The organism is Nesterenkonia sp. NBAIMH1 (assembly GCF_007922635.1).
Taxonomy (GTDB): domain Bacteria; phylum Actinomycetota; class Actinomycetes; order Actinomycetales; family Micrococcaceae; genus Nesterenkonia; species Nesterenkonia pannonica.
On sequence record NZ_CP042335.1, the window covers coordinates 1486616 to 1510072 of the forward strand.

Below are 23457 nucleotides of genomic sequence, written 5' to 3' on the forward strand. Positions count from 1 at the left end.
TGAGAGCGTTCCGCTTAGAATGTGGCGCATGAGCGTGGAGCCGTCGGTGAGCGTGGTGGTCGCCACCAACCGCTCCGGACCGTTCTTCGACGAAGCCCTCGGCTCGGTCGCCCTCCAGACGCGACAGCCGCTGGAGGTCATCGTGGTGGACGACGGGGCCGAGGACCCTGCGGCGATCGAGCGGGCTGCGGCTGCGGTTCCGAGGGCACGGATCATCCACCGTCGGGCGGCGGGAGTCAGCGCTGCGCGCAACGTGGGCGCCGCCGCGGCGCGCGGGGATCTGCTGGTCTTCCTCGACGACGATGATCGCTGGGCGCCTGAGCGGCTCGAGCGGCAGGCCGAAGCCCTGGCCTCCCATCCCGAGGCGGCTGCCTCGTACTGCGGAATGCGCAGCATCGATGAGCACGGCCAGGTGGTGGCGGATGCGGATCAGCGGCAGGTCCCCGATGCGCTGAGCATCGCCCGGCGCAGCGTCGGCATCATCCTGCCGAACCTGATGGTGCGCAGGTCGGCGCTGATCGCTGCGGGCGGGTTCCATGCGGGGATGCGCATGGCCGAGGACCTGGACCTGATCCTCAGGCTGGCACAGCTCGGCCGATTCGTCTGCGTGCCGGAGGCCCTGGTGGACTACCGTGCGCACGCGTCGAACACCACGGGTCGGCACCGTGAGCTGGTGGCCGGCATCGACCGGGTTCTTCAGCTGCACCTGGGCCTCGCTGAGGACGCGGGCCGCGAAGAGCTCGCAGCCGCTCTGCGGGAGAGCCTGCAGAAGAACCGACGATTCGCCTGGTGGGGCGCAGCGCGGGCTGCCAGACGCCGATGGTCCCAGGAGGGCCCTGTGAGTGCTGCGGGCGAGCTGGGATGGGCGGCGCGCACCGCTCCCTCAGGGCTGGTCGACGGCGCGGCGAGACAGCTGATCAGGAGGCTGCGGCGGCGCGGATGACGCCTGCCATCGCCGTCACCCGGTCGCTCCAGTCGGGGGGCTCGAAGGGGCCGATCCGCTCCGGAGGGCGGACGACCAGGTCAGCGGCGGCCTCAGCGAAGGTCTCAGCGGACGCTATCGCGACGCCCGGCAGGCCGTGCAGCTCCCTGAAGCCTGAGACCGGGGTCGCGGCGATCGGCCGTCCCGCCGCCTGGTACTCGTAGAGCTTCAGCGGGTCCAGGCTGTCGGTGAAGGTGCTCACCGTGTGCGGCACGACGAGCGCATCGGCGTGCCGCATGTACGCCGGCATCTGATCGTGCGCCCTCGAGCCCAGGATGCGCACCCCGCGGCTGCGCTGCAGGAGCTCGGTGTTCTCCCGGCTCAGCGCGTTGGGCCCGAGCAGGACCAGGGAGGCGCCCTGCCCATCGAGCTGTTCGCCGAGGCGGCGGCACAGCTGCACGTCCAGCCTGTCCTCGTGAAGGGTGCCCACGTAGAGGGCCGTCCTCCCTGACCCCAGATCTGCGGGTCGGGGCTGGGGCCGCACGTAGCGCTGGGTGTCCACCGCGTTGGGGATCAGCTCCACCGTGCGCAGTCGGTCCCGGCTGCGCGCCAGGGCTGAGGAGCACACGACGACGCTGCGGGCGATCTGCAGCAGGAGGCGCTCATTGGCCAGGATCCGTGCGTGCTCGCGGGCGGGGCGATCGGCGGCGGTCCAGTCGTCGGTGATGTCGTAGAGGACCGGCCATCCGGCAGAGTCGGCAAGGTGGGCCCAGCCCGGATCGTTGACCCACAGGAGAGGGTCGTCCATCCCCAGTCGCCGGGCCGCTGAGCGGACCCCGCGCCGCAGGCCGAAGTCGGCCAGCGGGCCGGCGGAGCGGGGCAGCCACTTGGTGAGCTCGAGGCGGTGCAGGCGTCCCTCATAGCCGGGCACCGCTGAGAGGCCCGCTCCGCGACGAGGGGCTCTGCGGCGTCGCAGCTGGTGGATCGGATCGCACGAGGGCTCCACAAAGAGGACCCGCTGAACCTCACCCCGTCGCAGCAGTCCGTCGATGAGGAACTGGTTTCTGCGCCAGATGTTGTCCCACGGCTCCAGGGAGCAGACGATCAGGTCCACAGGGGCTGCTCCTGCGCTCCGGCGGGCCGAGGAGCTGAGGTGTAGAACCCGAGCCTCCACCGGGAGCGCTCACGCACCTCCCCGGAGGCGAGGATCCGGCGCAGCAGGGCTCCTCCGAGCACCGCTGTGCGATAGCTGAGCTCGCCCCGTCGGCCGTGATGCTTGCTCATGTACTCCAGCAGGGAGGTGTTGAACATCTCCATCCGGCGGGTGGAGTCCCCGCCTGTTCCGGCGCCCACGTGGGTCGCCGTCGCCGCGGGGACGATCCCCGTCGACCACCCTCGGCTCACCGCACGGCGCTGCCAGTCGGTCTCCTCGGCATAGAGGAAGAACCTCTCGTCGAAGTGCCCGACGTCGGCGACGGCAGCCGCCCGCAGCAGCAGCACGGAACCGATCACGAACCCCGCACGACGGTCCAGCCTGCCCAGCCCCACCGCTTCGAGCCATGCTCCTGAGGGGCTGGGGAACGGCCACGCGACCCGCTCCGGCCGTCCCGTATCGGGGTGCCGCTGGACCGGGGCCGCGCACGCCAGCTCGGGCCTGCGGCGCAGCTCGTCCTGCAGCAGGCGGATCGCGGACGGAGCCACCGCGGCATCGGGGTTCAGCAGCAGGACGTCGCGGTCGCTGCGTCCTCGGGCCGCCAGGTCCTGAAGGCCCCGGTTGACCCCGGCGCCGAATCCCAGGTTGGCGCCCGGGTCGATGTAGCGGGCGCCCGTCCTCTCCGCCAGCAGGCGGGTCTCCTCGGAGGAGGAGTTGTCCACGATGGTCACCGAGTATTCGCCCAGCGGCTCCAGAGCCTCAGCCAGGGGCAGGGTCGGTCCGTAGGCGACGACCACGATCTCAGGCGGCACCGTCGCCTCCCCCTCGACGGAGTCGAGGTCCTCTGCCGGCGGGCTCAGCGCCGTGCGGAGAAGCTCCTCATGGGCCTGCGCCACGGCCGGCCAGTCAAACTGCTGGGCGCGCTGCAGGCCCGCTTCCCTGAGCTCTGCCCAGCGAACTGGCTGGGACGCCTCACGGATGCCGTCGGCCAGCGCCTGCGGATCCCCGGGCGGCACAAGAACGCCCGCCTGCCCCACCACCTCCGGCAGTGCGCCGCTGTCTGCGGCGACCACCGGCACCCCGGAGGCGAACGCCTCCACGACGACCCGGCCGAACTGCTCCAGCCAGCCCGGCGTCGGCAGCGAAGGGACCGCCAGCACATCGATCCGTCGGTAGAAGTCCGGCAGTCGGTCGCCGAGGTGGCCGCTGAAGGTCACCCGGTCGGCAGCGCCGGTGCGACGGGCCAGCTCCTGAAGGTGCGTGCGCTGCGAGCCGTCACCGGCGAGCTCCAGAGCGCAGCCCTCCAGGCGGCTCATGGCCTCGATCAGCACCTCCACGCCCTTGTGGGGCTCCAGCCTTCCGGCGTATCCCACACGCAGCGGGCGCTGCGGGCCCGCAGAGGCTGCGGGTGCGAACACCGATCGATCGATTCCCAGGCCGATCAGCCGGGCAGGCGCTCGCAGGCCCTTGCGGCGCAGAATCTCGCCTGCTTCGGCATTGCAGACCGACACGCCTGCGGTGCGGCGCAGCGCATACTGTTCGAACCAGCGGAAGGGCGCCGGGTAGCGCTTGGGGATGTTCTGGGCGGAGTAGAGGGTGAAGGGCGTGCTCAGGCGCCGCAGCCGACGGAGCGCCAGAACCTCCGCCGTCGCCAAGGACGCCGGCTCCTCGTGAAGATCGATCACATCCCAGGGCTGGCCCAGGAGGCGCCACAGCGCCCACGGAGAGTAGAGGAAGGCGTTCGGGTGCCGGCCCAGCGTGCGCACTCCCTGGACGAAGTCGTCGTCGCCCGGGTCCAGCTGCACGTCGCGGCCGCCCTCGTTCCATCGCTTCGCCGAGACCAGGGTGACGTGCAGCCCTAGGCGCCGCAGCTCGCGCTCCCGCTGCCTCCAGGCCGAGACGACGCCGTGGTGGGCAATCCGAAGCACCCGCAGCTGATGTGTCTCTGAGTCCGTCATGAGGCCCCCAGCCGTAAGCCGATATTGGGGCTATGATGACACACACGAGGCGCCCGGATCGGCGAAGGGACGGTATGGGTCCGCTATGGTCATCGCTGCTCCAGAGCTCATCTTTATCTGCCGGGCCAACCGGTGCCGATCCCCGCTGGCCGAGCATCTCGCCCGGGACAAGGCTTATCGGCTGGGCCTCGGCGTGACCGTCTCGTCCGCAGGGCTGCTGCGCCCCGGCGAGCTCACCCCGCAGGTGGGCATCCGCGCTGCGGCCCAGGCCGGCATAGACCTCTCGGCGCATCGCAGCCGCCGCGCGAACGCCGACCAGCTCGCTCGCGCGGACCTCATCCTCACCTCTGGGCGAGCCGAAGCTCGTGACCTTGTGGCGGAGCTGCCGGAGACGTGGCCCCGTGTGCACCCCCTCAGACAGTTTCTTCGATGGGCCCACGAGAACCCTGCGCCCCAGGGGGCCGACTTCCAGGCATGGGTCGGGCAGGCGGCAGCCGGCCGCTCCCGCACCGTGCTGCTGGGCAGCAGCGCGGCGGACGACATCGCCGACCCCATGGGTCGGCCGGCGCGCGCATGGCGAGCTGCGATCGGGGATCTTGACCGACTCATCGACCAGCTCCTGCGCAGCTGCTCGGGAGCGCTGCCTGAGCTGGAGGCGGCCCGCCGATGAACGTGCCCATCGAGACCGTCCTCGTCCTTGTGGCCGTGGGGCTGCTCGCTCTGGGCATTCTCTCCACCAACATCGCTCTGCTGCCCGTCCTGGCATTCCCCGCCACCCTGGTGATGGTCCGGGCTGGGCCGGTGAGCGTGTCCGATCTGGTGCTCGCGATTGCGCTGCTTCCCGCTGCTCTGCTGTATCTGCGCGGAGGAGACGCCTCTCGGATGAGGCCGCTGATGTGGGCGGCGCTGGCCTTCCAGCTGATGCTGGTGCCCACGGTGCTGCTCAATCCCTACCTGGCGAATCTTCTCGAGTGGTTCCATGTCCTCGCCCTGGTGATGGGCGGCCTGGCCGTGGGCTGGGTGGTGGGCCGGGGCGGCTACGCCCGAGGCGCGCTCACCCTCTACGTGGTCGGCTCAGCCGGCATCGCTGCGGCTGCGGTCATTGCAGGGCTGCTGATGCTGGTGCAGACCGGCTCGTACGGCGAGGTGTACCTGCCCTTCCTGCACAAGAACTTCATCGGCAACACGCTGGCCTTCGCGTTCCTGATGCTGTGGCTCCGTCCCGACTGGCTCCGCTGGAACCGGACGCTGGCCCTCTCAGGAATGGTGCTGTGCGCGGCCGGCATCGCCGCGTCCGGATCGCGTCAGGCCATGGTGTCCGTCTTCGTCGTCGTCGCGCTCCTGGCGCTGAGGCGGCGGGAGAACGGGGGCGGACGGGCGAGGCTGCTCCTGCTCGCGTGCCTGCCGGCCGTCGCCTACGTGATGTACTCCGTGCGGGACCAGCTCTCCGAGGCCAACCCGTTCAACTCCGTCGCGCAGCGGCTGGAGTGGTTCGACGATTCGCTGGAGATCTGGGAGGTCTCCCCGATCTTCGGCGTCGGGCTGAGGTGGTGGTACACCGAGGAGTACGGAGGCTTCCAACCGCCCAACGCGTTCCTTGAGATGCTCTCCTCGGCCGGGCTCCTGGGCCTTGCAGGCTTCGTCGTCCTGTGCGTCACGACCCTGTGGGTCGTGCTCGCCCTTCCCGCCCGCTACGGCCAGATCGCCGCCGCCGTCATTGTGGCCCGATTCGTGCAGGGCCAGCTCGACCTCTTCTGGGTCGCCGGGCAGGCCGCCATCCCCTGGATGATGGCCGGCCTGGCCGTGGGGGTCATGGCCTGGGAGAAGGCCCAGCCGACAGATGCGGAAGGAGGTGGGCATGAGGCCGATCCTGCACGCCATCACACCCGGTGACCACTTCTCCCCCCGCACCGGCAGTGCCGTGCCGACCGTCATCGACGGCCTCACCCGTGCGGCAGCGCGCGAGGACGGCTCGCCGGAGCAGGGCGTGCTCATCGCCGAGGGCACCTACTCGGACAGGTATCCGCAGGTCACCTGCCGCGAATACGCTCAGGCGCCCTCCCCAGGACGCGGCCGCCGAGTGATCGACGCCGCGGTCGGCACCGTCTCAGGCTCCAGGCCCTTCCAGCGCAGGGAGCTGAAGCCGCTGCTGGCGGAGCAGGGCACATGGCCGCCCAGCACCGTGATCGCCCACAATCTGGTGCAGCTGATTCCGCTGGTGGACCACACTCGTCATCAGGCGGTGCTCTACGCGCACAACGATCTCCTGCGGACCTACACGCAGCGGGAGGCCGCAGCGGCGCTGGCCCACGTCGCCCTCATCGTCTGCGTGAGCAGCTTCTTGGCGGAGAGGCTGAAGCGTCAGCTGCCCGGGGCGATGCACCGCCGCGTGGTCGTGGTGCCCAATGCGGCCGACTGCCTGCAGTTCACCGCCGCGCAGGAGCCTCGGACCCGCGCGGCCGGAGAGCCGCTGCGGGTCGCCTATCTCGGCCGAGTCATCCCCTCCAAGGGAGCGGACGTGCTCCTGGAGGCCGCTGAGCTCCTCGGCACAGCAGACCTGGCCCTCACCGTGATCGGCAGCGACGGCTTCGACCCCGAGGCGCCGCTGAGCGCCTTCGAAGACAGGCTCCGGCAGACCGCGCCCGGACTCGCCTCGCCCGTGAGGTTCCTCCCCTCCGTCGACCGTCGCACCCTCCCTGAGGTGCTGCGCTCCCAGGACGTGCTCGTCGTCCCCTCACGATGGCCCGAGCCATGGGGCCTGACCGTCTCCGAAGGCCAAGCATCAGGGCTGGTGGTGCTGGCCAGCGACGTCGGCGGCATCCCGGAAGCCATCGCCTCCCCCAAGCATCTCTTTCCCGCTGGGGATCCGCACGCCCTCGCGCGGTCCCTGCAGGAGCTCCTGGACGACCGGGATGCGGCGGCAGAGCACGGACGAGCCGCCCGCCGCTATGCCGAGCACCACGACTGGAGCCTGTCCTGGAGCTTCCTCGCGGAGCATCTGGCGATGGCGGACGACGGGCGGCCCGCATGAGGATCCTTCAGATCGCCCCCGAGATCCGCACCGGAAGCGGAGTGGAGTCAGTGGCGTACCACCTGGAGCAGGAATGGGCGAAGCTGGGCGTCGAGACCAGCCGGTTCACGCTCGCCGACGCGCGCGGCGCCTGGCTGCCGGCAGCAGGCGGAGGGGTGAAGGGGCGGCTCACCCTCGCTGCGCGGGTGGTGTGGTTCTCCACCGTCGGCAGCGTGCTGGCCGGACGGGAGCTGGCTCGCCAGCCTGAGGGAACGGTGAGCATCTGCCACAACGATGCGCTCGCCGGGGACTACTACGTCAATCATGGCATCACCGCCGAGGCGATGCGCGCCCGCGGCGGCGCGGCGCTTCGGATGCTCCGGAACCCGCTCCACCTGTTCGTCTGGGCCCGCGACGCAGCGCGCTTCGCCGGGCGCACCCACTCCGCGGTGATCAGCCTGTGCGAGGCGGAGCGCAGCGCGTTGGAGCGGACCTACCCCCGGGTGCGCCCGCCCGCCGCTGTGATCGGCAACGGAGTGGACATCAGCCGGTACCAGCCCGATCCTCAGCAGCGAGGAGACGTGCGGGAGCAGCTCGGGCTGGCCCCCAGCACAGAGGTCGCCGTGTTCATCGGCCATGAGTTCGACCGCAAAGGCCTCCCTCAGGTGATCGAGGCGCTCCGGGAGCTTGCGGACCTCCATCTGATCGTGGTGGGAGGCACCCCTGACATGGTCGACGACGCGCACAGGCGCGCCGCAGAGTCCGGTGCCGCGGAGCGCGTGCACCTGCTCGGCAGGCAGGCAGACCCCCGGCCCTTCCTCCAGGCAGGGGACGTGTTCGTCCTGCCCAGTGCCTACGAGTCCTACGGGCTGGTGGTCCTGGAGGCGCTCGCCTGCGGGGTCCCGGTGGTGGCCACTCCGGTGGGATGTGTGCCGGAGGTGATCGACGGGACCAACGGCATCGTCGTCTCCAGGGACGCGCCCTCCATCGCAGCCGGCATACGCCGCTGCCTGCGCGGCGACAGATCTGCGCGGTCGCAGGCCGCCAGAGCCGCCGCCGAGAGGCACTCTTGGCAGGCGGTGGCTCAGCAGTACCTGCGGCTCTTCGAATCCGGGACGGGGGAGCGGCTATGAGCAGCCGCCTTCGGGTGCTTCACGCCATCCGGTCCGACGGGTTCGCCGGCGTGGAGAGGCATGTGGCGGTGCTCGCCCGGGCGCAGACCCAGCAGGGGCATGCGGTCGTCGTCATCGGCGGCGGCGCCGACCAGATGCGTCCGGCGCTGGCCGGCTCCCCAGTGACGTGGATGCCGGGGCAGACGGTGCCGAAGGTGCTGCAGGGGCTCATCAGGGCCGGAGGGGGCGCGGATGTGGTCCACGCCCACATGACTGCCGCCGAGTGTGCGGCCGCGGCAGCCTCGTACTGCCCCACGCGTGGGACTCCTCTGGTGGTGACGCGGCACTTCGCAGGCCCCCGGGGCAGCTCACGCCTCGGAGGCCTGGCGGCGAAGCTCATCGTTCGCCGGTCTGACGCGCAGATCGCCATCAGCGGGTACGTCGCCGACCGGGTCGAGGGTGCGTCGACGGTGATCTTCCCCGGGGTGGCGAGCGCGGATCTGCCGAGCGCGGAGCGAGAGCCCGTCGTGCTGATCGCGCAGCGGCTGGAGGCCGAGAAGGACACCGCCACGGCGATCGAGGCCTTTGCGCGCTCGGAGCTGGCCGCTCGCGGCTGGCGGCTGCGCATCGCAGGAGACGGGTCGCTGCGCCCCGCTCTGGAGCGGCAGGCCGCCGAGCTCGGCATCGCACAGTCGACCGAGTTCCTCGGGATGCGCACGGACGTCTCTGAGCTGATGGGCGCGGCCGGGCTGATGCTGGCGCCCTGCGCCGTCGAAGGGCTCGGGCTGGGTGTGCTGGAGGCGATGAGCGTCGGGCTGCCGGTGGTGGCGAGCAGATCAGGGGGTCATCTCGAAACCCTTCCGCAGCCGGCGCACCGCTTCTGCTTCCGTCCCGGGGATGCGGCGTCCGCGGCGGCAGCCCTCCGGCAGCTGGCAGCCGACCCCGAAGCGCGCGGCGCGCTGGCGCAGCAGGGACGGCAGCGTCAGCGGGAGATCTTCGTTCCCGCGGCGCAGGCGGAGAGGACCGAAGCCGTGTACCGGTCCGTGATCGAACGAACGGGCGCCTGAGGTGGCGCCGGTCCGGGTCGCTGTTCTGGGGCACACCGCAGAGACCGGCGGTGCGGAGATCGCCCTGATGCGCCTGCTCGAGGCCCTCGACCCTCGGTGGCAGGTCACAGTGATCCTCTTCTCCCCGGGGGAGCTGGAGAGTCAGCTCAGACAGCGGGGAATCGCCGTGCGGGTCCTGCCCCTGGCGCAGCGGACCGCCTCGCGCGGCCGGGCGCAGCTGAAGGATCCGCGAACCCTGCTGCTCTCCGGCCGCGACTCATGGGGCTTCGTCGGACGGCTGGCGCAGCTGCTCCGCGCGGAGCAGGCGGAGCTGGTCGTGGCGAACACGCTGAAGGCTGCCGTCCTCGGCTCGCTGGCCGCTCGTCGCGCACGCTGTCCGTGGGTGTGGCACCTGCACGATCGGATCAGCGCCGATTATCTTCCCGCCGCGGCGGTGCCGGCTCTGCGCCTGCTCGCCCGCACCGCGCACGGAGTCGTCGCCAACTCGCATGCCACGGCCCGGCTGGTGAGGCTGCCGGCCGAGCGGGTGGCGGTCGCATACCCGGGCCTGCCCGAAGAGTCCTTCGCCGCGGCCCATCAGGCGCCGCCCACACCGGTCTTCGGCATGCTCGGCCGCATCAGCAGCACCAAGGGGCAGCGGGAGTTCCTGCAGGCGGCATTCACCGTCGCGGCTGCCGATCCGAGTGCGGCATTCCACATAGTGGGCCAAGCCCTGTTCAACGACCATGAGTACGCGAAGCAGCTGGAGGACCTGACCTCGCAGCTGGATCTCGCTGGACGGGTCCGCTTCGCCGGCTGGTCCGCCCGTCCCGAGGCGGACCTCGACAGGTTCAGCGCACTGGTCCACGCCTCCCCCGTGCCGGAGCCGTTCGGCCAAGTCATCGCCGAGGCCATGGCCCGAGGAGTGCCTGTCATCGCGACCGCAGCCGGCGGGGCGGCTGAGATCCTGACGGAAGCGCCGGACCCGGTCCCCGCCCCATCACCCGGTGAGGTGCTCCGGACCCCGCTGGGGCAGCTGGTGGCCCCAGGAGACCCTCGGGGTCTGGCGTCCGCGATGAGATGGGTGATCGACAACCCCGGCGATGCCGAGTCCGCGGCCCAGCGGGCTTCGGCCTCTGCTCGCAGGCGCTTCGGCGCAGCCTCCGCCGCAGCGGTGTGCGGCGAGGTCTGGAGTCAGGCGCTCGCCGCTGCATCGCCGCGCCGCAGGCGAGGCGATGCAGGCTGAACGCCCGGCGCTGCCGACTCGGGGAGCAGCACAGCGCAGGCCGCGCAGCCCATCGCTGCCGCCCATCCCAGGGCCGCCCACGCGTAGGCGTTCGGAGGGTCCAGCGCAGGGCCGAGGATCAGCAGCGCCGCTGAGGCGAGCCCGATGATCAGCGTCACCGTCCACGCCCACCATGTGCTGCGAAGACGGCGCCCGGGAGCCCGGCACAGCGCCATCACGGCGCCGCACAGGAGCACCCCTCCGATCGTGTCGCTGGGCCGATGGGCGAAGGTGGTGGCTGAGGCGTAGCTGGCCGCGGCCACAGCCGTCGCGGCGACCAGGGCGGCCGCGGGACGGAGGCGGCCCGGGGGCAGGAGCCGCAGGCAGACGACGGCCAATGCGCAGGCCGCGGCCACATGGCCGCTGGGCCAGGTGTTGTAGTCATAGCCGCCCGGGACCAGCTCCGGACGCATGAGCGCTCGCCGCAGAGCCCCGGCCAGGACCACGACGCCGACGGCTGCGAGGGCGAGGACCGCCGCAGCTGCCGCTCGGCGGCGGAGCAGGGCCCAGAGGCCCAGGGCGCAGGCCAGGACCGCGAGGGCCAGGACCGCTCCCACGCGCACCCCGTCGAAGAGCTGAAGCCTCTCGGCCTCCGGCATTCCCACAAGGTCCATCCCCAGCCCGGCGTTGTCGAGCGCCTGACCTGTCGGGGTTCCCACAAAGTACGCGAAGCAGAGGAGGGCCGCCCCGGCATGCATCAGCGCGGCGAGGATCCGGCGGATCGCCTCACCCGGCAGCATGCGTCTCATCGACGACCTGCTGAAGCCGATGGGCGAAGCGTGCGCGGCTGAACCCCTCGGCATGATCAGCGATGGCAGAAGCGTCCCACCGCCTCTGCGCCAGGGCTGCGATCGCCTCCGATGCCGACTCGCTGCGCGGCTCGTCGAAGAAGACTCCGTTGACGTCGGGGTCGATGGTGTCCAGGTATCCGCCCGCCCGCAGAGCGGCGGTGGGCTTCCCGAACGCCGCCGCCTCCAGAGGAGTGAGCCCGAAGTCCTCGAAGGAGGCGGCCGCAAGTCCCACGCACTCGGAGTAGAGCCAGCGGAGCTCCTCCTCCGAGACTCCGCCGAGGATGCGGATGTTCGGAGAGTCGGCAGCCAGCTGCCGGAGGCGCTCCGCGTCCGGTCCGCGTCCCACGACGGCGAGGCTCAGCCCGGCGATCTGCTGAACCGCGCGAATGACGATGTCGACGTTCTTGTACGGCAGAAGCCTGGCCACGCAGAGCACGAACGGCGCAGCGATCGGCACGGGCTCAGCAGGGCCCTGCGGCTCCATGGCGGGCGGCGGCGGCAGCACCTCCGCCTCAATGCCGTAGGTCTCGAGCACGGCGTCGCGGATGACCGTCGAGTTGACCAGGTAGCGGTCCGCCTCAGCGGCGCGTCGCGCATCCCATGAGCGCAGCCCGGGAGAGACGATGCCCAGAGCCGCGGCAGCGAGGGCGTGCTGGGCCTTCTGCCGCAGGCCTCCCTCGAACGGGCCCAGGTAGCGCTGCCGCTGGTACAGCCACCGCGCCGGCGCATGGCAGTAGACGACCTTCCGCCCGGTGGTGCGCACGGCGTGCGCCCACCCGGATGAGCTGGCCAGGAGCACGTCGGCATCCGCCTGCATGGCGGAGACCGCAGGTGCCAGCAGCGGCAGGGCGGCCCGGTGGTGCCGCCGGAGGAAGCCGGCGCGGTTCAGGGCTGACACCCGGATGTCGAGCCTGCGGAAGTCCTCGAACGTTCCGTCAGGGTCATACAGGGCGGTGTGCAGAGCAGCCTGAGGGAAGGCCTCAGCCATGATCGCGGCGACGCGCTCGGCGCCTCCGCGCTGGGTCAGGTAGTCGTGGGCCAGCGCCACGCGGGGGCTGCTGCCTGACCTCATCCGGCTCCTCCGTCCGCGAGGGACTGCCAGACGTCCGCGTGCGCCCGCACGCAGCGCTCCCAGGTGAACTCAGCGGCGCGTGCCCGTCCGCGATCGCGCAGCCGGGAGATCTCCGGACTGTCCGTGGTCAGATCAAGCAGGCCCGAGGCCACCCCGTCCGGCGTAGGACGGATGAGAAGCCCGGCATCGCCCACCACCTCGGGCAGGGCCGATGTGGCTGCGGCGGCGACCACAGTGCCGGCCGCCATGGCCTCCAAGGCGGGGAGTCCGAATCCCTCATAGGTTGAGGGGACGATCACCGCTTCCGCGCTGCCGATGAGCGAGGGCATGATCTCGGAGGGTTGGCTGCCCAGCAGCCTCACACCCGGAAGCCCCGCGAAGAGCTCGGTCCTGCGCGGATGCGGCGGCCCGGAGAGGGCCAGCTGCAGCGACGGGCGCGCGCGGCGCACTGTTGGCCATGCCTCGGCCAGCGCCCCGAGGTTCTTCCTCTCGGAGGCGCCGCCGAAGTGCAGCACGTAGGGCTGCTCCAGTCCCAGAGCCTGCCGCTGGTGCGCCGTGAGGGGCGTCGGGTCGAAGAACCGCGCGTCCACTCCGTTGTAGATCACCGTCGGGCTCCGCACCCCCAGGAGGTCCCGGACCTCCTGCGCCGAGAACTCTGAGACGCAGATGACGGCGTCGGCGCGGCGTGCCTCCTCCGCCGCTGCGAGGGCGGGCGGGGCTTCGTCGGGAAAGCGCCACGCCACGGTGTCGTGAATGGTGGCCAGATTGGGGCCTGGTCCGGGCGGCAGGAGCAGATCCATGCGGTGGGTGACCGGACGGCCGCTGCCGTACAGGGCACGTCCGAACACGCGGCGCTGGCGTGCGGTGGCGCCGCGCAGCCATCGCATCGGAAGACGGCGATTGCCGGGGAGAGGAGAGCGCAGCGAGCGGGCGACGATCTCTGTGACGCGCCAGTGGGGGAGGGCCTCGGGCGCTCGGAGGCTCACCTCCTCCTGGTAGCGCTCGGCGCCCATGGGGGTGTCTGAGGCTGTGGCAGCCAGCACCAGGTGGGGCAAAAGGCTCACCTCTATACTCTTCCCAGGCAAGCGCCCGCATTGTTTCATGAAGCCGCGAAGCTGGCCTGAACGACATCATAAGCGGATTTCATCGGCCTGGATAGGGGTAAGCGTCAATGCGTATTGCGTTGGTGACCAGTTCCTTTGTTCCCCGCGCCGGGGGCGTCGAGGAGCACGTGGCGAACGTGGCGGTGCAGCTCAGGCAGCTCGGCCACGACGTTGTCATCTGGTCGGTGGACCAGGGAGACGACGTTCCGTCCGAATTCCGCGGCATTCCGCTGCGTTACCTTCCCTGCCCCCTGCCGGCCCGGGCTCCGGGACCGGCTCTGCGATTCGCTGCGGCTGCCCTGCGCGCATGGGCTGCGTGGCGCTCGGCCCTCCGGAGGGATCAGCCTGAGCTCCTGCACGTGCACTGCTTCGGCCCCAATGGGCTCTACGCCGCCCGGCTGGCCCGCACGGCGGGCCTGCCCCTGGTGCTGAGCCACCATGGAGAGACATTCGGCGATGCGAACGGCGTCTTCGACCAGTCCGCGCTGCTGCGCAGCGGCCTGCGTCGCAGTCTGAGGCAGGCCGCAGCGGTCACCTCCTGCTCCCGCTTCGCCGCCGACGATCTGCTCCGCTTCGGTCTGGCGCCGGGCGCCGCGGAGGTGGTCTTCAACGGCGTGGATCTCAATGAGGCCGCTGACGGCAAAGTTCCTGGTCTTCCGGGCCGGTATGTGCTCGGAGTGGGGCGGCTTGTGGGCACCAAGGGGTTCGACCGGCTCATCCGCGCATTCGCACGCGCCTGCGCGGAGGATGCCGCCGACGGCACGGATCTGGTGATCGGCGGGGAGGGGCCGGAGCGCTCGGCTTTGGAGGAGCTGGCCACGGAGTGCGGCATCGCGCACCGTGTGCATCTGGTCGGCCGGCTCAGCCGGCCTCAGGTGGGGGCGGCGATGGCGGCGGCTCAGATGCTGGTGGTTCCCAGTGTGGTGGAGCCCTTCGGCATCACCGTGCTGGAGGGGTGGCGTGCCGGGGTGCCGGTTCTCGCCACTGGGCACGGCGGCCCGCCGGAATTCCTCGAGCACGGGGTCACTGGGCTCCTCATCGACCCCGCGGACCCAGCAGGCATGAGCGCGCGCATAGTGGAGCTGCTGGCCGATGAGAGGCGGATGCGCTCGCTGGGGCATGCGGGCGCCCAGGCCGTCAGGAGCTTCACGTGGGAGCAGACGGCGCGGGCCTACGAGCGCCTGTATCCGTGCTGATCAGGTCTGGATGAGTCCCAAAGCGTAGGCGCGCTCCACCGCATCGAGCCGCGAGCCGACGCCGAGCTTGCGGTAGATCTTTCTCAGATGGGTCTTCACGGTGTTGACGGAGAGGTGAAGCCGGTGCGCAATCACTGACCGCGATTCGGTGTGGGCCAGCTCCTGAAGCACGCGCAGCTCAGATTCGGTCATCTGCGGGACTCGCTCCGGGCTCTCCATCGGTGCGAGCAGCCTCAGCATCGGCGTCCGCTCCGGCGCGTAGAGCTCAGTCATCTCCCGGATCGAGCGGCGCGCCACGTGGAGGGCCTCGAAGAGCAGCCCGGAGTCGTCGGCCAGGTCCAGGGCCAGGCGCAGGTGGTCTCGTGCACCGGGGGCATCTCCGAGGGCGTGCAGGGCTGCTGCCATGGAGACGCGCGCCTGAGTCTCCTCCCTGAGATTGAGGTCCTTGCGGCTCAGCAGCTCCTCAGCGAGCTCACGGACAGCCGCGTACTCCCTCCATTGAAGATGCAGGCTCAGCTGAGCGCGCTCCAGCACGGCCCCGCGACGGGAGGGGTAGTCCATCTCCCTCATGCGCGCCATGTAGAGCTCCGCAGCCTCCCTGTCGCCGGCGGCCGCGGCCAGCGACGCCACCCGGCCCCACAGGTTCTGGTGCCAGTAGCGGGAGGCGACCGGCTGATCCGGGCGCGCCGCCAGCGCGGCCGCGAAGGCCTGCCACGCACCGGCCTCGCCGTAGTAGTACCCGCTCCGGGCGCGGAGCTCGTAGACGAAGGGCCACAGATCCAGGGTCATCTCGAAGCGTCCCAGCCCTGCGATCAGGGCCTTCGCCGTCTCGCGGCGCTGCTGGGCGAAGGCCGCATAGATTTCGGCGAGGAGGGTGGGCAGGCCGTAGTGGCTCTCCTCCCAGCCCTCCGGGAGGCGGAAGCTTCGAATCCATCGAAGCTCCCTCTCAGCCTCCCTGATGCTGCCGCTGGAGGCCAGCGTCAGCGCTTTGAGGCCGGCGCTGTAGAGGCCGTGCCATTCGAAGACGTCGTTCTCATCCCGCGGGGGCCGGATGGCAGGCGCGATCATCTCCAGAGCTGACTGGTGATCTCCCATCAGCAGCCGGCCGCTGGCCCCGAAGAGGCGCACGGCCTGCGCGACCCATCGTTCGAATGCGCGGAGCACGGATGTCTCAGCGGAGTCCGGGGGCGTGAGCCGGCGACAGGTGCTTGAAGGCGTTCGATGCTGGTCAGCAGCGGCACGAGCATCTCCTCCGCCCCCTCGTAGTCGCCGAGGACGCGTCGCACCCCGAACACGAAGGCCTCCTGCATGAGACGACGCGTGCCACGAGCCTGAGGGTCCATCGAGTTCAGTGTCTGAGCCGCGACCTCCTCCAGCTGTGCGTACGTCACTCCGGGGGTGCCGGCCAGGAGGTGGAGCCGGTGCCAGCTCAGCCAGGGGCTCTGACGCAGGGCGTGATCAGGTGCACGCTCGAGCATCCGCAGGAAGGCCTCACCGCGATGCTCGGGCAGGTCGCTCATGCGCTCCAGCACGATGCGTCCGATGAGCCCCAGTCCTCCGCGCGTTCGGCGTGCAGGAGTGCCCCTCGATGCGGCCCTGTTCATACATCCATGCCGCAGTGATCCGGTGGGTGCGGGCACGTTCCGAGTCCTGCAGCTGCTCCGTCGCGATCTCGGACAGGCCACGGTTCAGGGACTCATCGAGCCGGAAGAGGCCGCCGTCGCTCCACCGTCCCATGCCTTGCTGGCTCAGGCTCTCCAGGATGGCGTGGGCGGCGGGACGGCTGGTGCGCAGCAGTCGGGCGACCAGCTCCTCGTTCGAGGCGCCGGCCAGGACAGGATCTGCAGGGACGCGCTGCTGGAGCCGCCGGTGTAGTCGGCGAGGATCCGTGCCATGGACCGGGACGCGAGCCGTCTGATGACGTGCTGCCGATGAGCCGCAGTGATGACCTGCTCTCCCAGGCCTGAAACGTATTGGATGACGGAGCGCAGCATCAGAGGCGTGGTGACCAGGTCCAGCGCGTCCGCGGATGCCGTGCGCAGGCCGGCCTCCGCCACTGCCTGGGCGGTCTCCTCGGCGTGGAGCTGCAGGACGTCGGGGCCGATGAGCGCGGCGCCCTGCGCCTGAGCGTGGGCGATGAAGTCGGTGTCCAATTCGGCTGCGAGAACCACATAGCGGACCCGGGGTGCCGATCGGCGAGGGTGCGCAGCAGGGTGAGCGCCTCCGCGGGAGGCGTTCGGCATGCTCGACGATGACTGCTGCCTCCATCCCGCATCGGTGCAGTTCGCGCCCCAGGATCGTCCCCATGCGACGCAGCGGCCGCTGACCGTCGAGGCCGCCGGTGAGCTCTGGGAGCCGTTCGCCCCCGGAGACTGAGGTCAGGGCCGTGACGAGGCTGCGGTAGAAGTCCCAGCCGTGGCCCCCTGACGCGGCGGCGTTGACCCACAGCACATGGCTCTTCTGCCGAGCCGCCCATTGGGTCGCGGCCGTCAGCTTGCCGAAGCTGTGCGGAGCCACCATGAGAGTGATGGGCGAGCTGCTCACCGCCTCGTCAAGAATGCGGGTCACCCGAGGCCTGCGGAAGATGGCGACGGCTGGGCGCGTGCCGAGCGTGTCAGGAGCTCTCATGGGGCCGGTCCAGCAGGCCGAAGGCGTACGCCCGCTCCAGCACCTCATCGCGTGAGCGGGCCTGAAGCTTCTTATAGATCCGACGCAGATGCGTCTTCACCGTGTTCTCCGAGAGGTAGAGGCGGTGGGCGATCACCGCCCGGGAATCAGTCCGCAGCATTTCGTCCAGCACCCTCTTCTCCGACCCGGTCAGGTGCGGACTCCCTTCCTGGACCGGTTCGACGGGTGACGACGCAGCGCCGCGCGCCCCCGCAGCAAGGTCTGTTCGTTCGGGGGCATGCTCTGCGATCAGGGGCAGCAGCAGGCTGCTGGGGATCAGCAGGAGGTCGAAGTAGGAGCCGGAGGTGTCTGCTGCGAAGAGAGCAGCACGGAATTCGGTCCCCAGGAGCTCCGCCTGTGCGTCCGGGGCGCCGCTGCGCAGGAGCTGGGCCCCTGCATGGAGCCGGCAGGCCCCAGGGCGGCCTCCTGCTGCGGCGTCGGCTCGCGCGACTCGAGTGCCAGCTCTGTGATCAGTCGAACATGCTCCCACTCGCCGCGCCCGGCGTGGAGCATCGCCGCCGCGTATTCGATGCAGGCCCGGGGCGGCGCGGATAGTCGAGCTCCTTCGCGCGCTCGAGGTGCCTGGCAGCCTGTGGCAGCCCGCCCGCGGCCAGCGCTGCCACTGCCGTTTGGCAGTGCATATGCACCTGCATGAAGCGGCTGGTGGGAGGGCTCTCCTTGTGGGACCAGAGCTGCGAGGTCGCATAGCCGATCATGCCGGGCTCCGGGAAGTAGAAGGACATTCTCGTGCGGAGGGCGAGCACGAACGGCCACCATTCGGACGAGCCGTGGTGACGCATGATCAGCTCCAGCTCAGCCCGTGCGCGCTCAGGGCGTCGGTCGACGAGCGCCGTATGCGCTCGTGCGATGCAGGCGGGGATCCCCGCGCGACTCTCGTCCCATCCCGGGGCAGCTCGGCCTCCTCGAGCTGCTCGAGGGCCTGCCGGCACGGGGCATAGCGCCCGGCGACGGCCAGGGTGAGAGCTTTGACCCCGTGGCTGTAGAGAGCGGTCCAGCTGAACTCCCCGTGCTCGTCGAAAAGCGGGCCGGTGATGGGGTCGATCAGCGCCAGAGCTTCGTCGAACTCTCCGAGGAAGAGCTTCGAGGAGGCCGCATACTGCCGCAGAGCCGTGCTCAGCCATGCCTCAACGGCCTGCAGAATGAGGTAGTGGTCCACGGTCATCGTCAGTGCGTGCTCGGCCACGCCTGTGACCCCGCAGCGCCTCCACCTGAGGCAGGAGGCCGCTGATCAGCTCATCGGAGGTCTCAAAGTCGCCCAGAGTCCGGTGCACGGCGAACTTCACACCGTCCACCACCATCGCGTGCAGGCCCTCCGCCGCAGGGTCGAGGCTCCCCAGAATGGTCTCCCCGCCGCCTGAAGGGTGGTCAGCGTGGTGCCCGGGGCATCGTTGAGGAGCAGTATGCGGAACCATCCCATCAGGGGGTGGGTGCCAAGCATGCCGCACGGCATCCCGCGAGAGGATCTGGCCGGCCTGCCGCTTCGCAGCGGCGGAGAGCTCGTGGAAGTGCAGAAGCATCAGCAGCGAGATCCGCTCCCAATCGCCTGCGCAATCGGCATGCTGCAGCGCGTCGGCGGGACGACTGTGCTTCAGGTGCCAGTCGCAGATGGTCCGATGAGCCTGCGCCAGGTCCGCGGGCTGGAGCCTCTCCTCTGCGATCTCCCGCATGCCGCTGCCGAGATTCTCCTCCACGTGGAGGATGCCGTCGGCGTCGAGGAAGCCCAGCCCGTGGCGCGCCAGCCGACGAAGGGTCGCGCGTCCTTCGCTGGGGAGACGCGGAGCAGGCCCGAGATCAGCTCACTGTCGGCCGTCTGGGTGAGTGAAGCCAGCAGAAACGTCCGATGCTCCGAGGTCAGCGCTCCCTCGGCGATGATTCTGCGCAGGGACCGCGCGGCGAGGTCCTTCTGCAGGTCGTTCAGGGTTTCGGCCGTCACGGGTCCATCCCTCCCCGTCGCCTGGTCTGGGCGATCAGGGAACGGATCATCAGGGGACTGGCGGTGTGGGGAGCACCTCCGGATTCACATCAACAATGCCGGCCTCTCTCAGCACGGAGAGTGCCTCCTCGGCGGTGAGCTCCAGGTCCTCGGAGTCAATGACGGCGCCCGGAGAGCTTGGTCTCGGCCGTGAGGATGAAGTCGGAGTCCAGGCTGACCGCAAGAAGGACCCAGCTGAGGCTGGAGAGTCTGGCGGCGAGCACCTCCACAAGTCCAGTGCCTCATCGCCGAGCAGCTCTGCATGATCGACGACGATCGCAGCGTCAGTGCCTCTGCGCAGCAGCTCCCGCGCGAGGACGGCCCCATGCGTCTCAGGGGACGGGGCTGCTCAAAGCCGGCGATGATCGACGAGAGGCCAGTCGTGCCCGTCGCCCTCTGCAGCTCGTCGATCAGATCGGCGTAGAACTCCCACGGGTCGCCTGCTGACTCCTCCGCGTCGAGCCAGACCACGGGGCGCTCGCAGCGGCGGGCCCACAGCGCCGCTGCCGTCGTCTTGCCGGTGCCGGGCGGCCCCAGGAGCATGGCGAGGCGGCCGGGCGCTGCGGCGTCGTCCATCAGGGCGCGGATGCGGGATCGGTCCAGCACATCCGGAGCGAGTGCGGGAATGAAGAGGGAGGGCTGAGCGGGCGATCGCTCCGAAGAGAGTCCCGCGCCCGCTGGCGACAGGGGCTGGATCAGGGCGGCGCTGTGCTCAGACGGGTCGGGTTCATCCGATACGAACGTTCTCATCAGGCGCGCAGCCCTTCATGATGGGTGACCGAACGGGATCGCTGGCTCAGTGAAGAAATTTTCTCTAGGGGTCATCCTAGTCTGACCAGGCCGTTCGTTGGCTAGAGGCTCAATGGGCAGGAGAGGCCTCGACATGGGCTCGCGGTGCGGTCCGGAACGCCTCAGGGCGACAGTTCGCGTCGCAGACTGCACGTTCTTCGCTGGATCGAAGAAGTGCAGATCTTTTTCTCAGATCCGGTGGTTCCAGGGGTTGCCCCCCGCTGAGACTGGAGTCACATCCCGCAACGACGAGGTTGTGCGGAACGGTCAACGATTCAAAGGAGATTCACCATGACCGACACTCTGAACACTCAGGTCGACGGCGTGGCTCAGGAGCCGGCATCGACCATCGATCCCGACTTCAGCAGCAAGGTGGAGGCCCTCCAGGAGGAATGGACCACGAATGCCCGCTGGAAGAACGTCACGCGTGACTACTCCGCCACCGACGTCGTGAAGCTCCAGGGAACCGTCCAGGAGGAGAAGACCCTCGCCAAGCGCGGCGCGGAGAAGCTCTGGAAGCAGCTCACCGACGAGCACGCAGCCGGCAGGTACACCAACTCCCTGGGCGCACTTTCCGGCAACCAGGCGGTCAACTACGTGAAGGCCGGCCTGCGGGCCATCTACCTCTCCGGCTGGCAGGTCGCCGGCGACGCCAACAACTCCGGCCACACCTACCCCGACCAGTCGCTGTACCCGGCCAACTCCGTGCCGACCGTGGTGCGCCGCATCAACAACGCTCTGATGCGCGCCGACCAGATCGACTACCTCGAAGGCGTCAGGGACGTCGAGGACTATGTGGTCCCGATCGTCGCCGACGCAGAGGCCGGCTTCGGCGGACCCCTCAACGCCTACGAGCTCATGAAGAGTATGATCGACGCGGGCGCGGCAGCAGTGCACTGGGAGGACCAGCTCGCCTCCGAGAAGAAGTGCGGCCACCTCGGCGGCAAGGTGCTGATCCCCACCGGACAGCACGTGCGCACCCTGCAGGCCGCCCGTCTGGCAGCCGACGTGCACAACGTCTCCAGCCTGATCATCGCCCGCACCGACGCAGAGGCTGCCACGCTGATCACCTCGGACGTCGACGAGCGGGACCGGCCCTTCATCACCGGCGAGCGCACTGCCGAGGGCTTCTACAAGGTGCGCAACGGCATCGAGCCCTGCATCGAGCGCGCCAAGGCCTACGCCCCCTACTCCGACCTCATCTGGATGGAGACGGGCACCCCGGACCTGGAGGCGGCGCGTCGGTTCGCCGAGGCGGTGAAGGCTGAGCACCCGGACCAGATGCTGGCCTACAACTGCTCGCCGTCCTTCAACTGGAAGAAGCACCTGGACGACGAGACCATCGCGAAGTTCCAGAACGAGCTCGGCAAGATGGGCTTCACCTTCCAGTTCATCACCCTGGCCGGCTTCCACAGCCTCAACTACGCCTCCTTCAACCTCGCCAAGGGCTACAAGGAGGAGCAGATGAAGGCCTACGTGGAGCTGCAGGAGGCTGAGTTCGCCTCTGAGGGCAGCGGATACACCTCCACCCGCCACCAGCGCGAAGTCGGCACCGGCTACTTCGACGCCATCTCGACCACCCTGAACCCTGACTCCTCGACGGTCGCCCTCAAGGGGTCGACCGAAGAGGGACAGTTCCACTGAGGAGATGAATGACCATGAGCGCTGCAGGAATCCTGATCAACGGCGTCCCTGAGGCCCCCCGCGCCTCACTGCACGTCATGACGACCGATGCTGACGATGCTGAGGCTGCCGGTCCGCAGGCAGTGTAGAGCCTGCAGGCTCGTCCGGAACCACCGGCCCCCAGAGGTTTTCGAGGTCCTTCTGGGGGTCGGTCCCGTCTCTCAGCAGGACGATGGAGCTGTAGCATGACTCACATGCGCTCAGGGCGGAGTGTGGACGAGGAGAGCGACGAGGGCGTCGACCTGATTGCCCTGGGCCGTCGCGTCCGCCACCTCCGCAAGAAGCAGCCGATGACCCTCGATGACCTCGCTGAGGCCGTCGGGACGGTCCCCTCCCAGCTGTCTCTGCTGGAGAACGGCCGTCGCGAGCCGAAGCTCTCCCAGCTTCGCCAGATCGCGAAGACGCTCGGAGTCGGGGTCGACGAGCTCTTCGGCGCAGAGCCCCCCAACCGTCGCGCGGCCCTGGAGATAGAGCTCGAGAAGACGCAGCGCGGACCCCTCTACGCCGCCCTGAACCTTCCCAATGTGCGGATCTCCTCGCGGCTTCCCACCGATGCCCTCGAGTCGCTGGTCGCTCTGCAGCGCGAGCTCAAGCGTCGCCTCGAGGAGCAGGCTGCCACGCCGGAGGAGGCCAGGCGGGCCAACACGGAGCTGCGCGAGGAGCAGCGCGCCAAGAACAACTACTACCCGGAGCTGGAGAAGCAGGCGGCCGAGCTGCTCGCAGCGGTTCGCCACGACGCGGGCCCCGGGGGGCAGCACCGGCCGCTGAGCCATCACAAGGCTGCCGACATCGCCGAGCATCTCGGCTACTCGATCCGCTACGTCTCGCGGCTGCCCCATGAGACGCAGTCGGTCACCGACCAGCGGAACATGGTCATCTACCTCACCCAGTCTGCGACGGGGGCCAGGGACGCTCGGTCGGTGCTGCTGCAGGCGCTGGCGCACCGGGTGCTGAAGCATGAGGCGCCCGGGGACTATTCGGAGTTCCTCCGGCAGCGGGTCTACGCCAACTATCTCGCCGGCGCCCTGCTCATGCCTGAGGCGTCCACCACGGACTTCCTGCAGCAGGCCAAGCGGTCCAAGGAGCTGGCCATCGAGGACCTGCGAGATGCCTTCGCGGTGAGCTACGAGTCGGCCGCGCACCGGTTCACCAACCTGGCCACCGAGCACTTGGGCATCACCTGCCACTTCCAGAAGGTCCATGAGTCGGGGATCATCCATAAGGCCTACGAGAACGACGGGGTCCGATTCCCCACCGACCACTCCGGGGCCATCGAGGGCCAGACGATCTGCCGGCATTGGACCTCCCGGGAGGTGTTCGACGTGGAGGACAAGTTCCGCTCCTTCGACCAGTACACCGACACCCCCCGCGGCACCTTCTGGTGCACGGCGCGCACCGAGTCGCACTCCTCGTCGGTGTATTCGCTCTCCATCGGAGTGCCCTTCGAGCACGCCAAGTGGTTCCGCGGCCGCGCCACCGGGTTCCGGTCCAAATCCCGGTGCCCGGACGACCCCACCTGCTGCCGCATCCCGCCCGCGGAGCTCTCCGAGGTGTGGGACGGGCACGCATGGCCTACGGCGCGGGCGAACACGCATCTGCTGGCGGCGATGCCGCAGGGGGCGTTCCCCGGGGTGGATTCGGAGGAGGTCTACAGGTTCCTCCAGTCACAGAGCTGAA

The 23457-nt window shown here is 69.8% G+C and carries 24 protein-coding genes and 1 pseudogene; 11 read left to right on the plus strand and 14 right to left on the minus strand.

Annotated features, from left to right (window positions below):
- The first annotated feature begins 28 nt into the window (after positions 1-28).
- Positions 29-943, plus strand: a complete 915-nt coding sequence (locus FS388_RS07025) for a glycosyltransferase (protein ID WP_168198639.1) — start codon at positions 29-31, stop codon at positions 941-943.
- On the opposite strand, the gene FS388_RS07030 is transcribed toward FS388_RS07025, so the two are convergent.
- Positions 918-2036 (minus strand): glycosyltransferase, encoded by a 1119-nt coding sequence (locus FS388_RS07030; protein ID WP_146340771.1) that lies wholly within the window; start codon positions 2034-2036, stop codon positions 918-920. The genes FS388_RS07025 and FS388_RS07030 overlap by 26 nt on opposite strands.
- Positions 2027-4033: a glycosyltransferase gene (locus FS388_RS07035; RefSeq protein WP_146340772.1), complete on the minus strand. Its 2007-nt coding sequence runs from the start codon at positions 4031-4033 to the stop codon at positions 2027-2029. The genes FS388_RS07030 and FS388_RS07035 overlap by 10 nt, the downstream gene beginning before the upstream one ends.
- A gap of 85 nt (positions 4034-4118) precedes the next feature.
- Between FS388_RS07035 and FS388_RS07040 the strand changes: the two genes are divergently transcribed.
- The 6 genes from FS388_RS07040 to FS388_RS07065 are packed head-to-tail and all read left to right on the plus strand — an operon-like array spanning position 4119 to position 10447.
- Entirely contained in the window at positions 4119-4703 is a 585-nt protein-coding gene (locus FS388_RS07040) for a hypothetical protein (RefSeq protein WP_168198640.1), read from the plus strand.
- On the plus strand, positions 4700-5926 hold the full coding sequence (locus FS388_RS07045) for an O-antigen ligase (RefSeq protein ID WP_146340774.1): 1227 nt from the start codon (positions 4700-4702) through the stop codon (positions 5924-5926). Before FS388_RS07040 ends, FS388_RS07045 begins: the two co-directional genes overlap by 4 nt.
- Positions 5892-7064 (plus strand): glycosyltransferase family 4 protein, encoded by a 1173-nt coding sequence (locus FS388_RS07050; protein WP_168198641.1) that lies wholly within the window; start codon positions 5892-5894, stop codon positions 7062-7064. Before FS388_RS07045 ends, FS388_RS07050 begins: the two co-directional genes overlap by 35 nt.
- Positions 7061-8176, plus strand: coding sequence for a glycosyltransferase family 4 protein (locus FS388_RS07055; protein ID WP_146340776.1), 1116 nt, complete (start codon positions 7061-7063; stop codon positions 8174-8176). The genes FS388_RS07050 and FS388_RS07055 overlap by 4 nt, the downstream gene beginning before the upstream one ends.
- Positions 8173-9222 carry a glycosyltransferase family 4 protein gene (locus tag FS388_RS07060; protein WP_146340777.1) on the plus strand — a complete coding sequence of 350 codons (1050 nt, stop codon included), beginning with the start codon at positions 8173-8175 and terminating at the stop codon, positions 9220-9222. Before FS388_RS07055 ends, FS388_RS07060 begins: the two co-directional genes overlap by 4 nt.
- 1 nt (position 9223) lies before the next feature.
- On the plus strand, positions 9224-10447 hold the full coding sequence (locus FS388_RS07065; RefSeq protein ID WP_146340778.1) for a glycosyltransferase: 1224 nt from the start codon (positions 9224-9226) through the stop codon (positions 10445-10447).
- On the opposite strand, the gene FS388_RS07070 is transcribed toward FS388_RS07065, so the two are convergent.
- The 3 genes from FS388_RS07070 to FS388_RS07080 are packed head-to-tail and all read right to left on the minus strand — an operon-like array spanning position 10396 to position 13413.
- Positions 10396-11235 carry a phosphatase PAP2 family protein gene (locus FS388_RS07070; protein WP_146340779.1) on the minus strand — a complete coding sequence of 280 codons (840 nt, stop codon included), beginning with the start codon at positions 11233-11235 and terminating at the stop codon, positions 10396-10398. The genes FS388_RS07065 and FS388_RS07070 overlap by 52 nt on opposite strands.
- Entirely contained in the window at positions 11213-12349 is a 1137-nt protein-coding gene (locus FS388_RS07075; RefSeq protein WP_146340780.1) for a glycosyltransferase, read from the minus strand. Before FS388_RS07075 ends, FS388_RS07070 begins: the two co-directional genes overlap by 23 nt.
- Positions 12346-13413, minus strand: coding sequence for a glycosyltransferase (locus FS388_RS07080; RefSeq protein WP_246836141.1), 1068 nt, complete (start codon positions 13411-13413; stop codon positions 12346-12348). The genes FS388_RS07075 and FS388_RS07080 overlap by 4 nt, the downstream gene beginning before the upstream one ends.
- Positions 13414-13535: 122 nt before the next feature.
- Here FS388_RS07080 and FS388_RS07085 point away from each other — a divergent pair, with 122 nt between their 5' ends.
- Positions 13536-14648 (plus strand): glycosyltransferase family 4 protein, encoded by a 1113-nt coding sequence (locus tag FS388_RS07085; protein ID WP_168198642.1) that lies wholly within the window; start codon positions 13536-13538, stop codon positions 14646-14648.
- Here FS388_RS07085 and FS388_RS07090 read toward each other — a convergent pair whose 3' ends face one another.
- The 3 genes from FS388_RS07090 to FS388_RS07100 all read right to left on the minus strand — a co-directional run bounded on the left by FS388_RS07090 (position 14649) and on the right by FS388_RS07100 (position 16891).
- Positions 14649-15812 carry a response regulator transcription factor gene (locus FS388_RS07090; protein ID WP_168198643.1) on the minus strand — a complete coding sequence of 388 codons (1164 nt, stop codon included), beginning with the start codon at positions 15810-15812 and terminating at the stop codon, positions 14649-14651. It abuts the gene before it with no gap.
- A complete protein-coding gene (locus tag FS388_RS07095; protein WP_146340784.1) occupies positions 15743-16252 on the minus strand; it encodes a hypothetical protein in 510 nt (169 codons plus the stop codon). The genes FS388_RS07090 and FS388_RS07095 overlap by 70 nt, the downstream gene beginning before the upstream one ends.
- A 144-nt stretch (positions 16253-16396) precedes the next feature.
- Positions 16397-16891: a hypothetical protein gene (locus FS388_RS07100; RefSeq protein ID WP_146340785.1), complete on the minus strand. Its 495-nt coding sequence runs from the start codon at positions 16889-16891 to the stop codon at positions 16397-16399.
- Here FS388_RS07100 and FS388_RS13345 point away from each other — a divergent pair.
- Positions 16890-17024, plus strand: coding sequence for a hypothetical protein (locus FS388_RS13345; protein ID WP_256369547.1), 135 nt, complete (start codon positions 16890-16892; stop codon positions 17022-17024). The two genes, FS388_RS07100 and FS388_RS13345, sit on opposite strands and share 2 nt — an antisense overlap.
- 238 nt (positions 17025-17262) lie before the next feature.
- Here the strand turns inward: FS388_RS13345 and FS388_RS07105 are convergent, their stop codons facing one another.
- From FS388_RS07105 to FS388_RS13450, 6 genes and pseudogenes are all read right to left on the minus strand, one after another.
- Entirely contained in the window at positions 17263-17805 is a 543-nt protein-coding gene (locus tag FS388_RS07105; RefSeq protein ID WP_246836142.1) for a helix-turn-helix transcriptional regulator, read from the minus strand.
- The gene (locus tag FS388_RS13260) at positions 17786-18115 is read right to left on the minus strand and encodes a hypothetical protein (RefSeq protein WP_246836143.1); all 330 of its coding nucleotides are present in this window, start codon (positions 18113-18115) and stop codon (positions 17786-17788) included. Before FS388_RS13260 ends, FS388_RS07105 begins: the two co-directional genes overlap by 20 nt.
- 2 nt (positions 18116-18117) lie before the next feature.
- Positions 18118-18519: a hypothetical protein gene (locus FS388_RS07110; RefSeq protein ID WP_146340787.1), complete on the minus strand. Its 402-nt coding sequence runs from the start codon at positions 18517-18519 to the stop codon at positions 18118-18120.
- A complete protein-coding gene (locus tag FS388_RS07115) occupies positions 18461-19003 on the minus strand; it encodes a hypothetical protein (RefSeq protein WP_168198644.1) in 543 nt (180 codons plus the stop codon). Before FS388_RS07115 ends, FS388_RS07110 begins: the two co-directional genes overlap by 59 nt.
- Positions 18925-19269 (minus strand): hypothetical protein, encoded by a 345-nt coding sequence (locus tag FS388_RS13055; protein ID WP_168198645.1) that lies wholly within the window; start codon positions 19267-19269, stop codon positions 18925-18927. The genes FS388_RS07115 and FS388_RS13055 overlap by 79 nt, the downstream gene beginning before the upstream one ends.
- A 492-nt stretch (positions 19270-19761) precedes the next feature.
- Positions 19762-20058: pseudogene (locus FS388_RS13450) on the minus strand (AAA family ATPase); the annotation flags it as partial.
- 330 nt (positions 20059-20388) lie between these two features.
- Here FS388_RS13450 and aceA point away from each other — a divergent pair.
- Both aceA and FS388_RS07130 read left to right on the plus strand, forming a co-directional pair.
- Positions 20389-21741, plus strand: coding sequence for an isocitrate lyase (gene aceA, locus FS388_RS07125; protein ID WP_146340790.1), 1353 nt, complete (start codon positions 20389-20391; stop codon positions 21739-21741).
- Positions 21742-21965: 224 nt separating this feature from the next.
- Complete coding sequence (locus tag FS388_RS07130) at positions 21966-23456, plus strand: helix-turn-helix transcriptional regulator (protein ID WP_146340791.1); 1491 nt, start codon at positions 21966-21968, stop codon at positions 23454-23456.
- The last annotated feature ends 1 nt before the right edge of the window (position 23457 follow it).

Coding starts and splice junctions, on each gene's coding strand:
- FS388_RS07095 (WP_146340784.1), bottom strand. CDS start 16,252: ATGAACAGGGCCGCATCGAGGGGCACTCCTGCACGCCGAACGCGCGGA.
- FS388_RS07060 (WP_146340777.1), top strand. CDS start 8,173: ATGAGCAGCCGCCTTCGGGTGCTTCACGCCATCCGGTCCGACGGGTTC.
- FS388_RS07075 (WP_146340780.1), bottom strand. CDS start 12,349: ATGAGGTCAGGCAGCAGCCCCCGCGTGGCGCTGGCCCACGACTACCTG.
- FS388_RS07055 (WP_146340776.1), top strand. CDS start 7,061: ATGAGGATCCTTCAGATCGCCCCCGAGATCCGCACCGGAAGCGGAGTG.
- FS388_RS13345 (WP_256369547.1), top strand. CDS start 16,890: ATGCTCGACGATGACTGCTGCCTCCATCCCGCATCGGTGCAGTTCGCG.
- FS388_RS07115 (WP_168198644.1), bottom strand. CDS start 19,003: ATGCGGGAGATCGCAGAGGAGAGGCTCCAGCCCGCGGACCTGGCGCAG.
- FS388_RS07035 (WP_146340772.1), bottom strand. CDS start 4,033: ATGACGGACTCAGAGACACATCAGCTGCGGGTGCTTCGGATTGCCCAC.
- FS388_RS07025 (WP_168198639.1), top strand. CDS start 29: ATGAGCGTGGAGCCGTCGGTGAGCGTGGTGGTCGCCACCAACCGCTCC.
- FS388_RS07050 (WP_168198641.1), top strand. CDS start 5,892: ATGAGGCCGATCCTGCACGCCATCACACCCGGTGACCACTTCTCCCCC.
- aceA (WP_146340790.1), top strand. CDS start 20,389: ATGACCGACACTCTGAACACTCAGGTCGACGGCGTGGCTCAGGAGCCG.
- FS388_RS07100 (WP_146340785.1), bottom strand. CDS start 16,891: ATGCCGAACGCCTCCCGCGGAGGCGCTCACCCTGCTGCGCACCCTCGC.
- FS388_RS07040 (WP_168198640.1), top strand. CDS start 4,119: ATGGTCATCGCTGCTCCAGAGCTCATCTTTATCTGCCGGGCCAACCGG.
- FS388_RS07070 (WP_146340779.1), bottom strand. CDS start 11,235: ATGAGACGCATGCTGCCGGGTGAGGCGATCCGCCGGATCCTCGCCGCG.
- FS388_RS07045 (WP_146340774.1), top strand. CDS start 4,700: ATGAACGTGCCCATCGAGACCGTCCTCGTCCTTGTGGCCGTGGGGCTG.
- FS388_RS13260 (WP_246836143.1), bottom strand. CDS start 18,115: ATGCGTCACCACGGCTCGTCCGAATGGTGGCCGTTCGTGCTCGCCCTC.
- FS388_RS07130 (WP_146340791.1), top strand. CDS start 21,966: ATGACTCACATGCGCTCAGGGCGGAGTGTGGACGAGGAGAGCGACGAG.